Raw genomic sequence first — 12,763 nt, 5'->3', positions numbered from 1 at the left:
CACTTGCATCGTCTTGGGAGGTGTTCGTCGAAACCACAGCGGCCCGGACGATTCCCTTGCGGGACGCCGTGGTCTATGGGCTTTTGCCCCCCCCGTCAAGCCGGGTCAGCCCTTGTCAAGCACTTTCGCGATGGCGGCCGCCACCTGATCCATCGGCGCCAGACCGTCGACGCCGTTCAGCAGGCCCTTGGCATGGTAGTAGCCGATCAGCGGCGAGGTCTTCTTGTAGTATTCCATCAGCCGCTGGCGCAGCGACTCCTCGTTGTCGTCGGCGCGCCGCTTCATGTCGTGGCTGCCGCAGACGTCGCAGGTGTCCTTGACCTTGGTCGGCCTGGTCACGTCGTGGTAGACTGCGCCGCAGTTGCCGCAGGTATAGCGCCCGGTGATGCGCGCGACGAGGGCCGCGTCGTCCACCTGCATCTCGATCACCGCGTCGAGCTTTTTGCCCACCCGGTCCATCAGCGCGCCGAGCGCGTCGGCCTGGCCGAGCGTGCGGGGGAAGCCGTCGAAGATGAAGCCGCCGCCGGATTCGCCGGTCAGCTTTTCCTCGATCAGGCCGATCACGATCTCGTCCGTCACCAGATCGCCCCGGTCCATCACGGCGGCGACCTTCTTGCCCATTTCGGTGCCCGAGGACCGGGCGGCGCGCAGCATGTCGCCAGTGGACAGCTGGACCATGCCGCGCTCTTCCTCCAGACGTTTGGCCTGCGTTCCCTTGCCCGCGCCCGGCGGCCCCAGCAGAATGATGTTCGGCATGTTCCCTCTGTCCCTGATTACCGCCGCGACGGCACCTTCGGCCCGCTGCGTTTCTTGCCGCGCAGCTGGGACCGTTCGATCAGACCTTCATACTGGTGCGCCAGCAGATGCGACTGCACCTGGTTGATGGTGTCCATCGTCACCGACACCACGATCAGCACCGACGTGCCGCCGAAATAGAACGGCACCGCCAGTTCGTTGCGCAGCACCTCGGGCAGCATGCAGACCGCGACCAGATAGGCGGCGCCGATCACCAGCACGCGGTTGACGACATGTTCCAGATATTCCTCGGTCTTCTTGCCCGGGCGGATGCCGGGGATGAAACCGTTCTGGTTCTTCAGGTTCTCGGCCACGTCATCGACCTTGAAGGCGACGTTGGCGGTGTAGAAATAGGTGAAGAACGCGATCATGCCGGCGAAGAACAGCAGGTAGAGCGGCTGGCCCGGGCCGAAATAGGCGAGGATCGTGCTCATCACCGGGCCGGTCTGCTGGCCCGAGAAGGTCGCGATCGTCGTCGGCAGCAACAGCAGCGACGAGGCGAAGATCGCCGGGATCACGCCCGCCGGGTTCACCTTGATCGGCAGGTGCGACGAGCCGCCGTCATAGATCTTCATCCCGACCTGACGGCGCGGATACTGGATATGGATCTTGCGCAGCGCGCGTTCCATGAACACGACGAAGGCGATCACCGCCACGACCATCAGGATCACCCCGATGATCACGCCCGGATGGATCGCGCCCGACCGGCCCTGGCTGAAGAACTGCGCCAGCGCGGCGGGGATTTCCGCCACGATGCCCACGAAGATGATGAGCGAGATGCCGTTGCCGATGCCGCGCGCGGTGATCTGTTCGCCCACCCACATCAGGAACATCGTGCCGCCCACCAGCGTGATCACGCAGGCCAGCTTGAAGAACATCCCCGGTTCGTGCGCCAGATCGCCGGCCTCCAGGCTGACGGCGATGCCCCAGGCCTGGAAGATCGCCAGCGCCACGGTGCCATAGCGGGTGTACTGGTTGATCTTCTTGCGCCCCGCCTCGCCTTCCTTGCGCAGCGACTGCATCGAGGGCAGCATCGTCGTCAGCAGCTGCACGATGATCGAGGCCGAGATATAGGGCATGATGCCGAGCGCGAAGATCCCCATGCGGGAAATCGCGCCGCCGGTGAACATGTTCAGCATGCCGCCGATACCGGCCGCGGCCTCGTCCATGAACTCGCGCAGCGCCAGACCGTCGATGCCGGGGACCGGGATATAGGTCCCGATCCGGTAGACGATCAGCAGCCCGATGGTGAAGAAGATCCTCTGGCGCAGATCGGTCGCCTTGCCGAGCGCGCTCCAGCTGAGGTTTGCCGCCATTTGTTCCGCAGCGGATGCCATGCCTGGTTATTCCTTCGCTGGCCTGTCACGACAACGCCGCCGAACCGTTTTCCGGGTCGGCGGCGCGGGAAAACTGGTGATGATGTAAGCGGGATCGCGCCCGCTCACAACCTCTTATTCGGCCGCTTCCGCCGCCGGGGCCGCTTTGGTCAGCGTGATGCTGCCGCCGGCCTTTTCCACCGCCTCGACCGCCGATTTCGACGCGCCAGACACCACCAGCTTCAGCGCCGCGGTGATCTCGCCCTTGGCGAGGACGCGGATGCCGTCACGCTTGTTGGAGGTCAGGCCGGCCGCGACCAGCGCGTCCTCGGTGATCTCGTTCGCGATGTCGAGCTTGCCGGCCTCGACGAATTTCTGGATCAGGCCGAGGTTGACCACCGCCCAGACAGCACGATTCGGCTTGTTGAAGCCGCGCTTCGGCAGACGCCGGTAGAGCGGCATCTGGCCGCCTTCATACCCGTTCAGCGCCACGCCCGAACGCGATTTCTGGCCCTTGATGCCGCGGCCCGCGGTCTTGCCCTTGCCCGAACCCGGGCCGCGCGCCACGCGCTTTTGCTTTTTGGCAGCGCCGGGATTGTCGCGCAGTTCATGCAGTTTCATGTCGCATACTCCAAAGCCGGAATGTCCATACCTGCGACGGATGCGGACAACGCGGCGTTCTTGTTGATTCCGTGACAGACGGTCACGCGGGGCGCTTAACACGCCGCCGCGGCGGGTGGCAAGCGGGATGAGCGGCGGCCTCAGTCCTGTGCGTCGACGAACAGCGTCCAGCCCCGCGGCGCGAAACCGTGGACCGCCGCAAGAACGGACAGCCGCTCCTCATGCGTCCAGACGGCATCGAAAGTCACCGGGCAGTCGCCCACGATCACCTCGATCCAGCGGTCATTGGCGTCGTCGCCCTGATACCACTCGACCTCGTAGTCCAGTTCCTCGAACGCTTCGGTCAGCGCGTCCCAGTCGGCATCGTCGCCCTCGGGAACGAACTGGAACTCGACATCCGCGTATTCGGGCACGGGCCCCTGCGCCGCCATCTCGCGGAAGGCATTCTCGGTTTCCGACTTCTGGGTAAGCATGTCCATCGCCGTCTCCTGTCCGGTGGGCGCAAAGGAAACGCCCCGCCGTTACGGGCGGGGCGCAGATGGGCAACGGCCGGGCGGGAACTCCCGCCCTGCGATCAGCCGCGTTCCTCGATGATCTTCACAAGATGCGGGATCTTGTTGACCATGCCGCGGACGGCCGGGGTATCTTCCAGCTCGCGGGTGCGGTTCATCTTGTTCAGGCCCAGCCCGATCAGCGTGCGACGCTGAATGTCGGGGCGGCGGGCGGGCGAAGCGATCTGCTTCACAACGATGGTTTTCGCCATTGTCGTCGCTCCTTACGCTTCGGACGCTTCGGTTTCGGGCTTCTTCAGGATGTCCGCCACCTTCTTGCCGCGACGCTGCGCGACCAGACGGGGGCTGGCTTCCTTGCGAAGGCCGTCCATCGTGGCCCGGATCATGTTGTAGGGGTTCTGGGTGCCGATGGATTTCGCCACCACATCCTGGATCCCCAGCATCTCGAACACGGCGCGCATCGGGCCGCCGGCGATGATGCCGGTCCCCGGAACGGCGGTGCGCATCACGACCTTGCCGGCGCCGTGGCGGCCTTCCATGTCGTGGTGCAGGGTGCGGCCATCGCGCAGCGGCACGCGGATCATCTGGCGCTTGGCCTGTTCGGTGGCCTTGCGGATCGCCTCGGGCACTTCTTTCGCCTTGCCCTTGCCGAAGCCCACGCGGCCGCGCTGGTCGCCGACCACCACGAGCGCCGCAAAGCCGAAGCGCTTGCCGCCCTTCACGGTTTTCGACACGCGGTTGATCGCGACCAGACGGTCGGCGAATTCCGGGGTTTCCTCGCGCTCGCGACGGTCCTCGCGGCGGCCTTCCCGGCGGTTTTCACGTTCTGCCATGAGGCATTCCTTCCGTGATGGCGTGCCCGGCACGCCAGATTCTTGCCAATCCTGGTGGGCCGCCCTTGCAGGTCCGCCCCCGGATCATCGGGGTGGCGACTGGCGCCACCCGCCGTGATCAGAACTTCAGCCCGCCTTCACGGGCGGCATCGGCAAGCGCCTTGACCTTCCCGTGAAAGAGGAAACCGCCGCGGTCGAAATAGCAGGTCTCGACCCCGGCCTTCCTGGCCCGCTCGGCGATCGTCGCGCCGACCTTGGCAGCGGCCTCGACGTTGTTCCTGCCCACGATGCCAAGGTCCTTCTCCAGCGACGAAGCCGCCGCGACCGTGACGCCGCGCACATCGTCGATGAGCTGCGCGCTGATGTTCTTGTTCGAGCGATGGACCGAGAGGCGCAGGCGCCCGTCGGCCATCTTCCGCAGTTTGTTCCGCACGCGCAGGCGGCGCTTGAGGAACAGCTCTCGCTTGTTGTTCGCCATTTCTCTCGCCCCTTACTTCTTCTTGCCTTCCTTGCGGAACACGAACTCGCCCTTGTAGCGGATCCCCTTGCCCTTGTAGGGCTCGGGCCGCTTCCAGTCGCGGATGTTCGCGGCGACCTGACCGACGACCTGCGGGTCGATGCCCTCGACCACGATCTCGGTCTGCTTCGGCGAAGTGACCGTCACGCCCTTCGGCACCTCGAAGTTCACTTCGTGGCTGTAGCCGAGCGAGAGTTTCAGCACGTTGCCCTGCATGGAGGCACGATAGCCGACGCCCTGGATTTCAAGTTCCTTCTTGAAACCCGAGGTGACGCCGGTCACCAGGTTTTCCACCATGGACCGCGACATGCCCCATTGCTGGCGGGCGCGTTTCGAGGTGCCGCGCGGCGTCACCTTGATTTCCGCGCCTTCGACCGCAAGGGTCACATCGTCGGTGGCGGTGAAGCTCAGGGTGCCCTTCGGCCCCTTCACCTCGATGGTCTGGCCGGACAGGGAGGCGGAAACCCCCTTGGGCAGCTCGACCGGTTTTTTCCCAATACGAGACATCCCAACCTCCTCAGAACACGGTGCAGAGCACTTCGCCGCCGACATTGGCGGAACGTGCAGCCGCGTCCGACATCACGCCCTTCGGCGTGGAGACGATCGAGACGCCAAGGCCGTTGCGGACCGAAGGGATCTCTTTCACGCCCATGTAGACGCGGCGGCCCGGTTTCGACACGCGCTTGAGTTCGCGGATCACCGGGGTGCCTTCGAAGTACTTCAGGCTGATTTCCAGTTCCGGCTTGCCGTCGGCGCTGGTCGCCTGCTCGTAGCCGCGGATGTAGCCCTCGTCGGCCAGCACGTCGAGCACCCAGGCGCGGAGCTTGGAGGCGGGCGTGCGGACGGTGGATTTGCCCCGCATCTGCGCGTTGCGGATGCGGGTCAGCATATCGCCGAGCGGATCGTTCATCGACATATCCCGATCTCCTTACCAGCTCGACTTGACCATGCCGGGGATCTGGCCGAACGAGGCCAGTTCGCGCAGCATGATCCGCGACAGTTTCAGCTTGCGATAGTAGGCGTGCGGACGCCCCGTCAGCTCGCACCGGTTGTGCAGGCGCGTCGCGGACGAGTTGCGCGGCAATTCGGCCAGTTTCAGGCTGGCGCGGAAACGCTCTTCCATCGGTTTGGTTTCGTCGGCCACGATCGTCTTCAGCGCCGCGCGTTTCGCCGCATAGCGGGCGACCAGCTTCTGGCGCTTCTTCTCGCGTTCGACCATAGAAGTCTTTGCCATATCTCTATCCTCCCGCGGATCAGCTGTTGAAGGGCATGTTGAATTGCTTCAACAGCGCCTTCGCTTCCGCGTCGGTCCGCGCGGTGGTGCAGATGATGATGTCCATGCCGAGGATCTCGTCGACCTTGTCGAAGTCGATCTCGGGGAACACGATGTGTTCCTTGAGGCCCATCGCATAGTTGCCGCGGCCGTCGAAGGCCGTTCCCTTGACGCCGCGGAAGTCGCGGACGCGGGGCAGCGCGATGGTGATCAGACGATCCAGGAATTCATACATCCGGTCGCCGCGCAGCGTGACCTTGGTGCCGAGCGGCATCTCCTCGCGCACGCGGAAGCCGGCGATCGACTTCTTGGCCTTGGTGATGACGGCTTTCTGGCCGGCGATCAGCGACAGCTCTTCCGCCGCCTGCTTGACCTTCTTGGTGTCCTTGACGGCCTCGCCAACGCCCATGTTCAGCACGATCTTGTCGAGCTTGGGGATCATCATCTCGTTGCGGTAGCCGAATTCTTCCTTCAGCGCCGCGCGGATGGTGCCCCGGTAGAGCGTCTTGAGCCGCGGGGTATAGGTGGTTGCGTCCAGCATCAGATCGCCTCCCCGGTGGTCTTGGCGTAGCGGACCTTCTTGTCGCCATCCATGCGGAAGCCGACGCGGGTCGCCTTGCCGTTCGCATCCATCAGCGCCAGGTTCGACAGGTCGATCGGCATCGCCTTGGGGATGCGGCCGCCCTGGGTCGAGGGGGTCTGCTTGGTGTGGCGGATGGCGATGTTCACGCCGTCGACAATGGCCTTGTTCTCTTTCGGGAACACCTGGGTGATCTCACCCTGCTTGCCCTTGTCCTTGCCGGTCAGAACGACGACCTTGTCGCCCTTTTTCAGCTTCGCAGCCATATCACAGCACCTCCGGCGCCAGCGAGATGATCTTCATGAAGTTCTTCGCGCGCAGCTCGCGCACGACCGGCCCGAAGATACGGGTGCCGACCGGTTCGCCCTGGTTGTTCAGGATGACGGCGGCGTTGCGGTCGAAGCGGATGGCGGTACCGTCTTCACGGCGGACTTCCTTGGCGGTGCGCACGACGACGGCCTTGCGGACGTCGCCCTTTTTCACGCGGCCTTTCGGAATCGCCTCCTTGACCGACACCACGATGATGTCGCCCACGGAAGCATAGCGGCGATGCGAGCCGCCCAGAACCTTGATGCACTGCACCCGGCGCGCGCCGGAGTTGTCAGCAACATCCAGATTGGTCTGCATCTGGATCATTCGGTTTCTCCCGACCTTTGGGAACCAGTCCCAGGGTATCGTAAAACGTGGGTCGCGGTGATCAGGCTTCCGCCTCGGTCACCACGGTCCAGCGTTTGGTTTTCGAGATCGGCGCGCATTCGATGATGCGCACGGCGTCGCCGACCTTGAAGCGGTTGTCCGCGTCATGGGCGCGGTATTTCTTCGACTTGCGGACGGTCTTTTGCAGCAGCGGGTGCTTGAAGCGGCGCTCGACCAGAACGGTGATCGTCTGGTCGTTCTTGTCCGAGGTCACGGTGCCTTGAAGGATACGACGGGGCATCGGTGGCTCCTCAGTTCGCCGCCGCTTGCGCGGCCATCTGGTTCAGGACCGTCTTGATGCGGGCGACGTCGCGGCGGACGGCACGCATGCGGGCGGTGTTTTCAAGCTGGCCGGTGGCCTGCTGGAAGCGCAGGTTGAACGCTTCCTTCTTCAGCGCCACCAGCTGATCGCGCAGCTGGTCCGGCGTCTTGGTCTTCAGTTCCGTGGCGGTCATCGCCTGTTCCCTTTTCACAATCACCAGAGGGCCCCCGAACGGTTGGACAGGGTGACCTGTAGCCTGGTGGATCAATGACGAGCCCACGACGCCCGGAGCCCGGGAATCGCAGGATGCACCCCTATAGGGGCGAAACCCAGCCGGGGCAAGGGGAAGTTGCGCCCGCCCGTCGGGCGGCGCCACGCCGGCGCCCGGGCGGACGATTCGCCCATGCCGCCATCCCTGGCAGGCGCCGCTGCGCACCGCCCCCCCCCGGCGATACCAACGAAAACGCCCCCGCCGTTTCCGGCGGGGGCGTCATGGTCCATGGCAGACGGGCTCGCGCCCTGCCCGGCTTACCAGTCTTCGCGCGCGACGACGCGGGTGGTGACCGGCAGCTTCATCGCGCCGAGGCGCAGGGCCTCGCGGGCGATGATCTCGGACACGCCGTCGATCTCGAACATCACGCGGCCCGGCTTGACCTTGCAGGCCCAGAAATCGACGGAGCCCTTGCCTTTACCCATCCGCACTTCGGTCGGCTTCGACGACACCGGCACATCGGGGAACACGCGGATCCAGACGCGGCCCTGGCGCTTCATGTGGCGGGTGATCGCGCGGCGGGCCGCCTCGATCTGCCGCGCGGTGATGCGCTCGGGTTCCGTCGCCTTGAGCCCGAAGGAGCCGAAGTTCAGGGCGAAGCCGCCCTTGGCCTCGCCGTGGATGCGGCCCTTGTGCTGTTTGCGGAACTTCGTCCGTTTCGGTTGCAGCATCTTTCCTTACTCCCTTCAGGCGCGTTCGCGGTCGCGGCGCGGCGGACGGGGCGCGCCACCCTCGTTGCCTTCGGCGGCACGACGGTCACGGGCCTGCGGATCATGTTCCATGATCTCGCCCTTGAAGATCCAGACCTTCACCCCGATGATCCCGTAGGGGGTCGTGGCTTCGGCCAGCGCATAGTCGATGTCGGCGCGCAGCGTGTGCAGCGGCACGCGGCCTTCGCGGTACCATTCGGTCCGCGCGATTTCCGCGCCGCCCAGACGGCCCGCGACGTTCACCCGGATGCCGAGCGCACCCATGCGCATCGCGTTCTGCACGCCGCGCTTCATCGCGCGACGGAAGGACACGCGGCGTTCCAGCTGCTGCGCGATCGATTCCGCGACCAGCTGTGCGTCCAGTTCGGGCTTGCGGACCTCGACGATGTTGAGGTGCAGTTCCGACTTGGTGAAGGCCGCCAGCTTCTTGCGCAGCGTCTCGATGTCCGCGCCCTTCTTGCCGATGATCACGCCCGGACGGGCGGTGTGGATCGTCACGCGGCATTTCTTGTGCGGACGCTCGATGATCACGCGGCTGACGCCGGCCTGCTTGACTTCCTCATGGATGAACTCGCGCATCTTGAGGTCTTCGAGCAGCAGATTGCCGTAGTCCTTGCTGTCGGCATACCAGCGGCTGTCCCAGGTGCGGTTGACCTGGAGGCGCATCCCGATGGGGTTGACCTTCTGTCCCATTACGCAGACTCCCCGACCTGACGCACCTTGATGGTGAGTTCGCTGAACGGTTTCATGATCTTGCCGAACCGGCCACGCGCCCGCGGACGGCCGCGCTTCAGCGTGATGTTCTTGCCGACATAGGCTTCGGCGACGATCAGGCTGTCGACGTCGAGACCGTGGTTGTTCTCGGCGTTGGCGATCGCCGATTGCAGGCATTTCTTCACGTCGCCCGCGATCCGCTTTTCCGAAAAGGTCAGCGCGGCCAGCGCCTTGTCGACCTTCTTGCCGCGGATCAGGCCCGCGACGAGGTTGAGCTTCTGCGGCGAGACGCGGATCATGCGCGCCTTCGCCATCGCCTCGTTGTCCGCCACGCGGCGCGGATTCTTCTCCATACCCATGGCTTACTTCCTCTTGGCTTTCTTGTCGGCCGCATGCCCGTAGTAGGTACGGGTCGGCGAATATTCACCGAACTTCTGGCCGATCATCTCTTCGGTCACCTGCACGGGGATGTGCTTCTGGCCGTTGTAGACGCCGAAGGTGAGGCCGACGAACTGCGGCAGGATGGTGGACCGGCGCGACCAGATCTTGATCACCTCGTTGCGGCCGGATTCGCGCGACTTTTCCGCCTTCTTCAGCAGATAGGCGTCGACAAAGGGGCCTTTCCAAACAGAGCGCGACATGGATCAGCGTCCCTTCTTCTTCGCGTGACGCGAACGGACGATGAACTTGTCCGTCTGCTTGTTCTTGCGGGTCCGGTTGCCCTTGGTGCCCTTGCCCCAGGGGGTGACCGGGTGACGGCCGCCCGAGGTGCGGCCTTCGCCGCCGCCGTGCGGGTGGTCGATCGGGTTCATCGCCACGCCGCGGACGGTCGGGCGGATGCCCATGTGGCGGCGGCGCCCGGCCTTGCCGAGGTTCTGGTTCGAGTTGTCGGGGTTCGACACCGCACCGATGGTCGCCATGCATTCCTGACGCACCATCCGCAGTTCGCCCGACGACAGGCGGATCTGCGCATAGCCGCCGTCGCGGCCGACGAACTGGGCATAGGTGCCCGCGGCGCGCGCCAGCTGGCCGCCCTTGCCGGGCTTCAGCTCGACGTTGTGCACGATGGTACCGATCGGCATGCCGCTGAACGGCATGGCGTTGCCCGGCTTCACGTCGGTCTTGGCGCCGGCGATCACCTGATCGCCCACACCCAGACGCTGCGGCGCGAGGATATAGGCCTGTTCGCCATCCTCATAGCGGATCAGCGCGATGAAGGCGGTCCGGTTCGGGTCGTATTCGATCCGCTCGACGGTCGCCGCCATGTCGAACTTGCGCCGCTTGAAGTCCACGATGCGGTAGAGCCGCTTGGCCCCGCCGCCCTTGTGCCACATCGTGATGCGTCCGGTGTTGTTCCGGCCGCCCGTCTTGATCAGGCCCTCGGTGAGGGTCTTGACGGGGCGTCCTTTCCACAGCTCCGAACGGTCGATCAGTACCAGCCCGCGCTGGCCAGGCGTCGTCGGTTTGTACGACTTGAGTGCCATGCTTCCTGTCTTCCGTTGAGGGGGCCTTGCGGCCCGGTTTCCTTAAACGATCCGCGGCCCCGGAAGCCCGGGGCCGCGAGATTCGGCGCCTTCTATCAGAGGCCGGTAGACACGTCGATGGTGTTTCCGTCCTCGAGCGTCACATAGGCTTTCTTGCGGTCGCTGCGCACGCCGGGGCGGCCGCGGAACCGTTTCGTCTTGCCCTTGGTGATGGTGGTGTTCACCGCCTTCACCTTGACGCCGAACACCGCCTCGACCGCTTCCTTGATCTGCGGTTTGGTGGCGTCCGTCGCGACCTCGAACACGACCGCGTTCGCCTCGGAGGCCAGGGTGGCCTTCTCGGTGATCACGGGCTTGCGGATCACGTCGTAATGTTCCGGTTTCGCGGTCATTTCAGCCGAGCCTCCAGAGCTTCGACACCCGCCTTCGTGATCACCAGGGTGTCACGCTTGAGGATGTCATAGACGTTGGCGCCCATCGACGGCAGGATGTCGATGCCTTCGATGTTGCGCGCGGCCATGGCGAAGTTCTCGTTCACGTCGGCGCCGTCGATGATCAGAACGCGCTTCCAGCCCAGGGCCTGCGCGGCCTTGGCGAGTTGCGCGGTCTTGGCCTCGGCCATCGCGGCCGTGTCCAGAACCACCAGGTTGCCGGTCGTCGCCTTGGCCGACAGCGCATGGCGCAGCCCGAGGGCACGGAACTTCTTGGTCAGGTCATGCGCATGGCTGCGCGGGACCGGGCCCTTGTAGACGCCGCCGTGACGGAAGATCGGGGCCTTCTTGGAACCGTGGCGGGCGCCGCCGGTGCCTTTCTGCTTGTAGATCTTCTTGGTCGAATAGCTGACGTCCGACTTGCCGAGCGTCGAATGGGTGCCGGCCTGGGCCTTGGCCCGCTGCCAGCGCACCACCCGGTGCAGGATGTCGGCGCGCGGTTCCAGACCGAACAGCGCCTCGTCCAGCTCGATCTCGCCGGCCTTGCCGCCGTCGAGCGTGATCACGTCGAGTTTCATGCTTCACCCCCTTCGGCGGCCACTTCGGCAGCCGGAGCAGCAGCGGCGGCGGCAGCACGGATCGCGGCGGGTTTCGGAACGTCGGCCAGCGCCGGCTTCTTCACCGCATCCTTGATCGTGACCCAGCCGCCCTTGGAGCCGGGAACCGCGCCCTTGACCATGATCAGGCCGCGGTCGGCGTCGGTGCGCACCACTTGCAGGTTCTGCGTGGTCACGCGCACGGCGCCCAGATGGCCGGCCATCTTCTTGCCCTTGAACACCTTGCCCGGGTCCTGGCACTGGCCCGTGGACCCATGCGAGCGGTGGCTGATCGACACGCCGTGCGAGGCGCGCAGACCGCCGAAGTTGTGCCGCTTCATGACGCCGGCAAAGCCCTTGCCGATCGAGGTGCCCGCGATGTCCACGAACTGGCCTGCCAGATAGTGGTCGGCGGTGATTTCCGCGCCCACGTCGATCAGGTTGTCCGGGCTCACGCGGAATTCCGCGATCTTGCGCTTGGGCGCGACGCTGGCCCGGGCGAAATGCCCGCGCATCGGCGCCGAGACGTTCTTGGCCTTGGCATCGCCCGCGCCGAGCTGGACGGCGGTGTAGCCATCCTTGTCGGCGGTGCGCTGCGCGACCACCTGCAGGTTGTCGAGCTGAAGGACGGTCACGGGAACCTGTTTCCCGTCCTCCAGGAACAGCCGGGTCATGCCCAGCTTCTTTGCGATCACTCCAGAGCGCATTGTCGCCCCCTTAAACCTTGATCTCGACATCCACGCCGGCGGCGAGGTCGAGCTTCATCAGCGCGTCCACCGTCTGCGGGGTCGGGTCCACGATGTCGAGCAGACGCTTGTGGGTACGGATCTCCCACTGGTCGCGCGACTTCTTGTCGATATGCGGCCCACGGAGAACCGTGAACTTCTCGATCTTGTTCGGCAGCGGGATCGGGCCGCGCACCTGCGCCCCGGTCCGCTTGGCAGTGCTGACGATTTCCGCGGTGCTGGCATCCAGGACGCGGTAGTCGAAAGCCTTGAGCCGGATGCGAATGGTCTGTCCTTGCATGTCCTTGCCCTCGGTTGGGCGGGCGCCTGGCCCGCCCGGTCCTGGTTATGCGATGATTTTGGAGACGACGCCTGCGCCGACGGTGCGGCCGCCTTCGCGGATGGCGAAGCGGAGCTTTTCTTCCAT

The 12,763-nt window shown here is 65.1% G+C and carries 25 protein-coding genes; all 25 read right to left on the bottom strand.

Going from position 1 to position 12,763, the window contains the following annotated elements; all coding sequences use genetic code 11:
* Positions 1-105: 105 nt before the first annotated feature.
* Positions 106-756 carry an adenylate kinase gene (locus RGD00_RS19300; protein ID WP_310458907.1) on the bottom strand — a complete coding sequence of 217 codons (651 nt, stop codon included), beginning with the start codon at positions 754-756 and terminating at the stop codon, positions 106-108.
* Between the two features lie 17 nt (positions 757-773).
* On the bottom strand, positions 774-2,132 hold the full coding sequence (gene secY, locus RGD00_RS19295) for a preprotein translocase subunit SecY (protein WP_310458906.1): 1,359 nt from the start codon (positions 2,130-2,132) through the stop codon (positions 774-776).
* A 114-nt stretch (positions 2,133-2,246) separates the two neighbouring features.
* Positions 2,247-2,732, bottom strand: coding sequence for a 50S ribosomal protein L15 (rplO, locus tag RGD00_RS19290; protein WP_310458905.1), 486 nt, complete (start codon positions 2,730-2,732; stop codon positions 2,247-2,249).
* A gap of 140 nt (positions 2,733-2,872) precedes the next feature.
* Positions 2,873-3,211, bottom strand: a complete 339-nt coding sequence (locus RGD00_RS19285; RefSeq protein ID WP_310458904.1) for a ribonuclease E inhibitor RraB — start codon at positions 3,209-3,211, stop codon at positions 2,873-2,875.
* Between the two features lie 95 nt (positions 3,212-3,306).
* Complete coding sequence (rpmD, locus tag RGD00_RS19280; protein WP_310458903.1) at positions 3,307-3,495, bottom strand: 50S ribosomal protein L30; 189 nt, start codon at positions 3,493-3,495, stop codon at positions 3,307-3,309.
* A 12-nt stretch (positions 3,496-3,507) separates the two neighbouring features.
* Positions 3,508-4,077, bottom strand: a complete 570-nt coding sequence (rpsE, locus tag RGD00_RS19275) for a 30S ribosomal protein S5 (protein WP_310458902.1) — start codon at positions 4,075-4,077, stop codon at positions 3,508-3,510.
* 118 nt (positions 4,078-4,195) lie between these two features.
* The gene (rplR, locus tag RGD00_RS19270) at positions 4,196-4,555 is read right to left on the bottom strand and encodes a 50S ribosomal protein L18 (protein WP_310458901.1); all 360 of its coding nucleotides are present in this window, start codon (positions 4,553-4,555) and stop codon (positions 4,196-4,198) included.
* Positions 4,556-4,567: 12 nt separating this feature from the next.
* Positions 4,568-5,101: a 50S ribosomal protein L6 gene (gene rplF / locus RGD00_RS19265; RefSeq protein WP_310458900.1), complete on the bottom strand. Its 534-nt coding sequence runs from the start codon at positions 5,099-5,101 to the stop codon at positions 4,568-4,570.
* Positions 5,102-5,111: 10 nt separating this feature from the next.
* Complete coding sequence (rpsH, locus tag RGD00_RS19260) at positions 5,112-5,510, bottom strand: 30S ribosomal protein S8 (protein WP_310458899.1); 399 nt, start codon at positions 5,508-5,510, stop codon at positions 5,112-5,114.
* Positions 5,511-5,522: 12 nt separating this feature from the next.
* Positions 5,523-5,828, bottom strand: coding sequence for a 30S ribosomal protein S14 (gene rpsN / locus RGD00_RS19255; protein WP_310458898.1), 306 nt, complete (start codon positions 5,826-5,828; stop codon positions 5,523-5,525).
* Between the two features lie 19 nt (positions 5,829-5,847).
* Positions 5,848-6,408: a 50S ribosomal protein L5 gene (rplE, locus tag RGD00_RS19250; protein ID WP_310458897.1), complete on the bottom strand. Its 561-nt coding sequence runs from the start codon at positions 6,406-6,408 to the stop codon at positions 5,848-5,850.
* Entirely contained in the window at positions 6,408-6,713 is a 306-nt protein-coding gene (gene rplX / locus RGD00_RS19245; protein WP_310458896.1) for a 50S ribosomal protein L24, read from the bottom strand. The genes rplE and rplX overlap by 1 nt, the downstream gene beginning before the upstream one ends.
* 1 nt (position 6,714) lies before the next feature.
* Positions 6,715-7,083: a 50S ribosomal protein L14 gene (rplN, locus tag RGD00_RS19240; RefSeq protein ID WP_013066055.1), complete on the bottom strand. Its 369-nt coding sequence runs from the start codon at positions 7,081-7,083 to the stop codon at positions 6,715-6,717.
* A gap of 61 nt (positions 7,084-7,144) precedes the next feature.
* Positions 7,145-7,384 (bottom strand): 30S ribosomal protein S17, encoded by a 240-nt coding sequence (gene rpsQ / locus RGD00_RS19235; RefSeq protein WP_310458895.1) that lies wholly within the window; start codon positions 7,382-7,384, stop codon positions 7,145-7,147.
* Positions 7,385-7,394: 10 nt separating this feature from the next.
* Complete coding sequence (rpmC, locus tag RGD00_RS19230; protein ID WP_310458894.1) at positions 7,395-7,598, bottom strand: 50S ribosomal protein L29; 204 nt, start codon at positions 7,596-7,598, stop codon at positions 7,395-7,397.
* Between the two features lie 335 nt (positions 7,599-7,933).
* A complete protein-coding gene (rplP, locus tag RGD00_RS19225; protein ID WP_310458893.1) occupies positions 7,934-8,347 on the bottom strand; it encodes a 50S ribosomal protein L16 in 414 nt (137 codons plus the stop codon).
* 15 nt (positions 8,348-8,362) lie between these two features.
* A complete protein-coding gene (gene rpsC, locus RGD00_RS19220; protein WP_310458892.1) occupies positions 8,363-9,079 on the bottom strand; it encodes a 30S ribosomal protein S3 in 717 nt (238 codons plus the stop codon).
* Positions 9,079-9,459 carry a 50S ribosomal protein L22 gene (gene rplV, locus RGD00_RS19215; RefSeq protein ID WP_310458891.1) on the bottom strand — a complete coding sequence of 127 codons (381 nt, stop codon included), beginning with the start codon at positions 9,457-9,459 and terminating at the stop codon, positions 9,079-9,081. Before rplV ends, rpsC begins: the two co-directional genes overlap by 1 nt.
* 3 nt (positions 9,460-9,462) lie before the next feature.
* On the bottom strand, positions 9,463-9,741 hold the full coding sequence (gene rpsS / locus RGD00_RS19210) for a 30S ribosomal protein S19 (RefSeq protein WP_310458890.1): 279 nt from the start codon (positions 9,739-9,741) through the stop codon (positions 9,463-9,465).
* A 3-nt stretch (positions 9,742-9,744) separates the two neighbouring features.
* Complete coding sequence (rplB, locus tag RGD00_RS19205; RefSeq protein ID WP_310458889.1) at positions 9,745-10,584, bottom strand: 50S ribosomal protein L2; 840 nt, start codon at positions 10,582-10,584, stop codon at positions 9,745-9,747.
* 95 nt (positions 10,585-10,679) lie between these two features.
* Entirely contained in the window at positions 10,680-10,976 is a 297-nt protein-coding gene (locus RGD00_RS19200; protein ID WP_310458888.1) for a 50S ribosomal protein L23, read from the bottom strand.
* On the bottom strand, positions 10,973-11,593 hold the full coding sequence (gene rplD, locus RGD00_RS19195) for a 50S ribosomal protein L4 (RefSeq protein ID WP_310458887.1): 621 nt from the start codon (positions 11,591-11,593) through the stop codon (positions 10,973-10,975). The genes RGD00_RS19200 and rplD overlap by 4 nt, the downstream gene beginning before the upstream one ends.
* Entirely contained in the window at positions 11,590-12,318 is a 729-nt protein-coding gene (gene rplC / locus RGD00_RS19190) for a 50S ribosomal protein L3 (RefSeq protein ID WP_310458886.1), read from the bottom strand. The genes rplD and rplC overlap by 4 nt, the downstream gene beginning before the upstream one ends.
* Positions 12,319-12,328: 10 nt before the next feature.
* Positions 12,329-12,637, bottom strand: a complete 309-nt coding sequence (gene rpsJ / locus RGD00_RS19185) for a 30S ribosomal protein S10 (RefSeq protein ID WP_209426390.1) — start codon at positions 12,635-12,637, stop codon at positions 12,329-12,331.
* A gap of 45 nt (positions 12,638-12,682) precedes the next feature.
* Positions 12,683-12,763: EF-Tu C-terminal domain-related protein (locus RGD00_RS19180; protein ID WP_082525877.1), on the bottom strand; the 81-nt coding region annotated here is incomplete at its 5' end.

Source organism: Ruixingdingia sedimenti, from assembly GCF_031432425.1.
Taxonomy (GTDB): Bacteria; Pseudomonadota; Alphaproteobacteria; order Rhodobacterales; family Rhodobacteraceae; genus Ruixingdingia; species Ruixingdingia sedimenti.
The sequence above is the reverse complement of the archived record's forward strand: the minus strand, read 5'-3'. Positions and strand labels throughout refer to the sequence as shown.

Bases quoted from the DNA above. Each gene is read 5' to 3' on its own strand.
- RGD00_RS19200 (WP_310458888.1), bottom strand. From the start codon at position 10,976: ATGACCGCGAAACCGGAACATTACGACGTGATCCGCAAGCCCGTGATC.
- rpsS (WP_310458890.1), bottom strand. From the start codon at position 9,741: ATGTCGCGCTCTGTTTGGAAAGGCCCCTTTGTCGACGCCTATCTGCTG.
- rplR (WP_310458901.1), bottom strand. From the start codon at position 4,555: ATGGCGAACAACAAGCGAGAGCTGTTCCTCAAGCGCCGCCTGCGCGTG.
- rplF (WP_310458900.1), bottom strand. From the start codon at position 5,101: ATGTCTCGTATTGGGAAAAAACCGGTCGAGCTGCCCAAGGGGGTTTCC.
- RGD00_RS19300 (WP_310458907.1), bottom strand. From the start codon at position 756: ATGCCGAACATCATTCTGCTGGGGCCGCCGGGCGCGGGCAAGGGAACG.
- secY (WP_310458906.1), bottom strand. From the start codon at position 2,132: ATGGCATCCGCTGCGGAACAAATGGCGGCAAACCTCAGCTGGAGCGCG.
- rpmC (WP_310458894.1), bottom strand. From the start codon at position 7,598: ATGACCGCCACGGAACTGAAGACCAAGACGCCGGACCAGCTGCGCGAT.
- rplN (WP_013066055.1), bottom strand. From the start codon at position 7,083: ATGATCCAGATGCAGACCAATCTGGATGTTGCTGACAACTCCGGCGCG.
- rplD (WP_310458887.1), bottom strand. From the start codon at position 11,593: ATGAAACTCGACGTGATCACGCTCGACGGCGGCAAGGCCGGCGAGATC.
- rplX (WP_310458896.1), bottom strand. From the start codon at position 6,713: ATGGCTGCGAAGCTGAAAAAGGGCGACAAGGTCGTCGTTCTGACCGGC.
- rpsN (WP_310458898.1), bottom strand. From the start codon at position 5,828: ATGGCAAAGACTTCTATGGTCGAACGCGAGAAGAAGCGCCAGAAGCTG.
- rplE (WP_310458897.1), bottom strand. From the start codon at position 6,408: ATGCTGGACGCAACCACCTATACCCCGCGGCTCAAGACGCTCTACCGG.
- rpsQ (WP_310458895.1), bottom strand. From the start codon at position 7,384: ATGCCCCGTCGTATCCTTCAAGGCACCGTGACCTCGGACAAGAACGAC.
- rpsC (WP_310458892.1), bottom strand. From the start codon at position 9,079: ATGGGACAGAAGGTCAACCCCATCGGGATGCGCCTCCAGGTCAACCGC.
- rpsJ (WP_209426390.1), bottom strand. From the start codon at position 12,637: ATGCAAGGACAGACCATTCGCATCCGGCTCAAGGCTTTCGACTACCGC.
- rplV (WP_310458891.1), bottom strand. From the start codon at position 9,459: ATGGGTATGGAGAAGAATCCGCGCCGCGTGGCGGACAACGAGGCGATG.
- rplO (WP_310458905.1), bottom strand. From the start codon at position 2,732: ATGAAACTGCATGAACTGCGCGACAATCCCGGCGCTGCCAAAAAGCAA.
- RGD00_RS19285 (WP_310458904.1), bottom strand. From the start codon at position 3,211: ATGGACATGCTTACCCAGAAGTCGGAAACCGAGAATGCCTTCCGCGAG.
- rpsE (WP_310458902.1), bottom strand. From the start codon at position 4,077: ATGGCAGAACGTGAAAACCGCCGGGAAGGCCGCCGCGAGGACCGTCGC.
- rpsH (WP_310458899.1), bottom strand. From the start codon at position 5,510: ATGTCGATGAACGATCCGCTCGGCGATATGCTGACCCGCATCCGCAAC.
- rplP (WP_310458893.1), bottom strand. From the start codon at position 8,347: ATGCTGCAACCGAAACGGACGAAGTTCCGCAAACAGCACAAGGGCCGC.
- rplC (WP_310458886.1), bottom strand. From the start codon at position 12,318: ATGCGCTCTGGAGTGATCGCAAAGAAGCTGGGCATGACCCGGCTGTTC.
- rpmD (WP_310458903.1), bottom strand. From the start codon at position 3,495: ATGGCGAAAACCATCGTTGTGAAGCAGATCGCTTCGCCCGCCCGCCGC.
- rplB (WP_310458889.1), bottom strand. From the start codon at position 10,584: ATGGCACTCAAGTCGTACAAACCGACGACGCCTGGCCAGCGCGGGCTG.